This window comes from Streptomyces sp. NPDC059524 (assembly GCF_042749255.1).
Lineage (GTDB): Bacteria > Actinomycetota > Actinomycetes > Streptomycetales > Streptomycetaceae > Streptomyces > Streptomyces xanthii.
The window spans coordinates 1-4,555 of sequence record NZ_JBHYTK010000280.1 but is presented as its reverse complement, the minus strand read 5'-3'; the positions used below and the strand labels follow the sequence as shown (position 1 = coordinate 4,555).

Sequence of the window (4,555 nt, the reverse complement as noted above, 5' to 3'; positions counted from 1 at the left end):
GTGCCGCCCTTCTCCGTCGTCCGCGTACCTGAGCCGTGACTACTTGCGCATGACCTCGGGCTCGTGGCGGCGCAGCAGGCGCGCGACCGCGAAGCCGCAGACGACACCGAGGGCGATCAGGATCGTGAGGTTGATGCCCCACTGGCCGACCGAGTGCTCCCACAGCGGGTCCAGGTCGTTCGGCTTCTGCTGGTCCCACGGCGGCATGAGGTGCGCCAGGTCCAGCGTGGCTCCGGCGGCGCCGATGGCCCAGCGGGACGGCATCAGCCAGGCGAACTGCTCCAGGCCGAGCGTTCCGTAGATCTGGAAGAGGACGCCGGTGAACACGACCTGGACGATCGCGAACATGACGAGCAGCGGCATCGTCTTCTCGGAGGTCTTCACCAGCGAGGAGATGACCAGGCCGAACATCATCGAGGTGAAGCCGAGCGCGATGATCGAGATGCAGAGCTCGACCGCCGGCGGCATCAGCAGGCCTTCCGCCGGAAGGTCGCGCGGGGCGAAGCCGATACCGCAGATGATGATGCCCTGGATGGCCGTGATCACGCCGAGGACGATGACCTTGGACATCAGGTACGCGGAGCGGGACAGGCCGGTCGCCCGCTCGCGCTCGTAGATGACCCGCTCCTTGATCAGCTCACGGACCGAGTTGGCCGCGGCCGAGAAGCACATGCCGACGGCGATGATCAGCATGATCGTGCCCGCGTCGCCGTTGAACCGGGACGGCGGCTTGGGCGGCGCGAGGCCGAAGTCGGCGGGGATGACCACCGAGACCAGGCCGAGCACCGCGGGCAGGATCACCATCAGGCCGATGAAGCCCTTGTCGGAGGCGATCACCGAGCAGTAGCGGCGGATCAGCGTGATCAGCTGCGAGCCCCAGGGCTGCGGCTTGGGCGGCCTGACCGCGGCGGGCGGCGGCATCTGCACCGACTGCGGGGCGACGGCGTCGATGTCCGCGGCGTACATCTGGTAGTGCTGCGAGCCCTTCCAGCGGCCCGCCCAGTCGTAGTCGCGGTAGTTCTCGAACGCGGAGAAGACGTCGGCCCAGGTCTCGTAGCCGAAGAAGTTGAGCGCTTCCTCCGGCGGACCGAAGTAGGCCACCGAGCCGCCCGGCGCCATGACGAGGAGCTTGTCGCACAGGGCGAGCTCGGCCACGGAGTGGGTGACGACGAGGACCGTGCGGCCGTCGTCGGACAGGCCGCGCAGCAGCTGCATGACGTCGCGGTCCATGCCCGGGTCGAGGCCCGAGGTGGGCTCGTCCAGGAAGATCAGGGACGGCTTGGTCAGCAGCTCCAGGGCCACCGAGACGCGCTTGCGCTGGCCACCGGAGAGAGAGGTGACCTTCTTCTCCTTGTGGATGTCCAGCTTGAGCTCGCGCAGCACCTCGTCGATGCGCTGCTCGCGCTCCTGCTCGCTGGTGTCGGCGGGGAAGCGGAGCTTGGCCGCGTACTTGAGCGCCTTCTTGACGGTCAGCTCCTTGTGCAGGATGTCGTCCTGCGGGACCAGACCGATGCGCTGACGCAGCTCGGCGAACTGCTTGTACAGGTTCCGGTTGTCGTAGAGGACGTCACCCTGGTTGGCGGGCCGGTAGCCGGTGAGCGCCTTGAGCAGGGTGGACTTACCGGATCCCGAGGGGCCGATGACGGCGATGAGCGACTTCTCGGGGACGCCGAAGGAGACGTCCTTGAGGATCTGCTTGCCGCCGTCGACGGTCACCGTGAGGTGGCGCGCCGAGAAGGAGACGTCACCGGTGTCGACGAACTCCTCGAGGCGGTCGCCGACCAGGCGGAACGTCGAGTGGCCGACGCCGACGATGTCGTTCGGGCCGAGCAGCTGGGAGCCGCCCTTGGCGATCGGCTGACCGTTGACGTACGTGCCGTTGTGCGAGCCGAGGTCGCGGATCTCGAAGCGGCCGTCGGGCGTCGCGTGGAACTCGGCGTGGTGGCGGGAGACCTGGAGGTCGGAGACCACCAGCTCGTTCTCCAGCGCACGACCGATGCGCATCACGCGGCCGAGGGCGACCTGGTGGAAGGTCGTGGGGCTGCGGTCGCCGTAGACCGGCGGGGCGCCGGCCGGGCCGCCCTGCTGCTGCGGCACCTTCTGCGCCGGCGGCTGCTGGTTCCAGGCCTGCTGCGGGGGCTGCTGCTGCGGCGCCTGCTGCTGGGGCCACGCGGCCTGCTGCTGGTGCTGCGGCGGGGCCTGCTGCGCATGCTGTTGCTGCGGCGGCGTGGCCACGGCGGCGGCCTGGGCGCTGCCCTGCACGCTGACCTTGGGACCGTCGGTCGAGTTGCCGAGATGCACCGAGGAGCCGGGACCGATCTCCATCTGGTGGATCCGCTGCCCCTGCACGAAGGTGCCGTTGGTCGACCCGTGGTCCTCGATGACCCAACTGCGGCCGCCCCAGCTGATCGTGGCGTGACGCCAGGACACCCGGGCGTCGTCGAGCACGATGTCTCCCCCGGGGTCGCGCCCCAGGGTGTACGGCCTGGACGGGTCGAGCGTCCAGGTCCTGCCGTTCAATTCCAGTACGAGTTCAGGCACTCCATGCCCCACTGAGTTGTCCCCCGATTTTTGCCCCCGTCATGGGGAGTCTAGGGATGTCGAACATCGTGAGGAACTATTTCAGGAAGCCCCCCGTGACCGAAAGTCGGGCCTTGCGTCGGGGGTTGTGAAGACTCCCCCGCCCCGTCCTCGCGTCCGCCGTTGACGGGGACGATACGGGCCCCGAGAGTGGTAAGAGCCCACAACTCCCTACGGATCATGAGTAAATGGGAAATCAGGGGCGTTGCGGGACGGATCGGGGGGTCCAAGATGTCCGTGACGGAGACCGGCCGGCGCACCCGGCGGCCGGGTGCCGCGCTCGCCGGCGATGTGCTGATCTCGGCCGTCGCCGCTGTGAGCTGGGCTTTCATCGGGATGGTGGGGGTCGCCGCGCTGGGCCTGCACCTGCTGGACGCGGACGCGGCCGGTTCCCTCGGACCGATGACGGCCGCCGTCGTGACGCTCGGCGTCGGCGGGCAGGTGGCACCGTCGGGCGACGTCTCGGCCTTCGGTCTGGACACGGCTCAGACACATACGGCGATCGATGTCGCCCCGCTGGGTGTGGGGCTCACCGGTGCGCTGCTGCTCAGCTGGTTCTTCCTGCGGTCCCTGCGTTCAGGGGCCGTTGAGGTGGGATTCGGGGAACTGGCGGCGCGCGCGGGCACGGTGGCGGCGCTCTTTCTCGGACTGCTCGGCGGGTTGTCGTGGGCGGGTCACGACCTCATCACGATTGACGGTACGAAGCTGGGTCTTGGGGGCATTCCCGACAAGGGGGGCCTGCCCGCGGGGATCGCGGACCGGCTGCCGGGCGGTGTCGCGGGGCTGTTGCCCGGCCGGCTCGGCGACCTCGCGGGGGCGAAGGCGTCGGTGGGCTTCACCGTGCGGACGGGGCCGACGCTGCTGGGCGGTGCGGTGTTCGTGCTCGGGGTGCTGCTCATCGCGCTGCTGGCGTCGCGGCGCACTCCGCTGCCGCGCGTCCTGGACCCGCTGCACCGGGTGGTGCGGCCCGCGGTGTCGGCGCTGGTCGGGGTGGTGCTCCTTGCGGTGCTCGCCGGCCTCGCCGCGGCGGCGTACGCGATGGCCGGTGACGAGCATCCGCGGCGGATCGCGGGCGCGGCGCTGCTCGGGGCGCCGAACGGGGTGTGGCTCGGGGTGCCCCTGGGACTGTTCGTGCCGTGGGACGGGGCGGCGACGGGTGGGCTCGGTCAACTGTTGCCGGACCCGCTCGGGGAGCTGCTGCGGGTGTCGGCGGACGAGCCGGTGACGGTGGGCAGGCTCGCCGAGCTGGACGGGCGGGTGTGGCTGCTGCCCCTGGCCGCGGCTCTGATGATGCTGTGCGCCGGGGTCCTCACGGCGGCGCGCACCCCGCGCGGGCCGCGCCAGGGCGTGCTCGTCTTTGCGGCGCACTGCGCGCTCCGGCTCGGCGTGGTCACCGCCGTGGCCCTCCCCCTCCTGGTCCGGCTGACGGACGTCTCGGCGTCCTCGTCCCTCTCGGTCCTGGGCTTCGACGCGTTCGACGCGGGGGTGGAGCTGCACGGTCGTACGGGGACGGCCTTGCTGCTCGGGGCGGCGTGGGGGGCCGGGGCGGGCGGCTGCGGGGCCGTGCTGGCCTGGGCGGCAGGCGCGGCGGGCTCGCGTGCGGCGCGGGCCGCCGTCCCCGCGCCCGATGAGCGGGCGGGTCCGTACGCCCCGCCCCACCCGTACGGCTCGCCGGATGTTCCGGAGAACCCGTATCTGGAGCCGGAGCCCGATCCGCCCCGGGGCGAGGTGCGGGACGACGTCTCGGCGGCGCCCACGATGGCGGCCCCGCTCCGGCCGCCGCGGCCCTCCGAGCGCCCGCGCTCCGCGTCCTGGCCGCCGCCTCCCCCTCCACCGCCGCCTCCCCCCGCGGACGGGGACCTTTAGGCCGACGCGGGGCTGCGGGCCGGTGGGGCTTCTCGCGCAGTTCCCCGCGCCCCTGAAGGCATGCGGCTTCGCCGCGCCTTCCCCCGATGAAAGGCGCCCCCCGCCGTTG

2 protein-coding genes are annotated in these 4,555 nt (G+C 71.5%); one reads left to right on the top strand and one right to left on the bottom strand.

Going from position 1 to position 4,555, the window contains the following annotated elements:
- Positions 1-39: 39 nt before the first annotated feature.
- Positions 40-2,553 (bottom strand): FHA domain-containing protein, encoded by a 2,514-nt coding sequence (locus tag ACFW9D_RS37950; RefSeq protein WP_384630004.1) that lies wholly within the window; start codon positions 2,551-2,553, stop codon positions 40-42.
- A gap of 258 nt (positions 2,554-2,811) precedes the next feature.
- On the opposite strand from ACFW9D_RS37950, the gene ACFW9D_RS37945 reads away from it, so the two are divergent.
- On the top strand, positions 2,812-4,446 hold the full coding sequence (locus ACFW9D_RS37945; RefSeq protein WP_384630002.1) for a streptophobe family protein: 1,635 nt from the start codon (positions 2,812-2,814) through the stop codon (positions 4,444-4,446).
- Positions 4,447-4,555 lie beyond the last annotated feature (109 nt).

Excerpts from the sequence above, each read along its gene's own strand:
- ACFW9D_RS37945 (WP_384630002.1), top strand. The coding sequence starts at position 2,812 with ATGTCCGTGACGGAGACCGGCCGGCGCACCCGGCGGCCGGGTGCCGCG.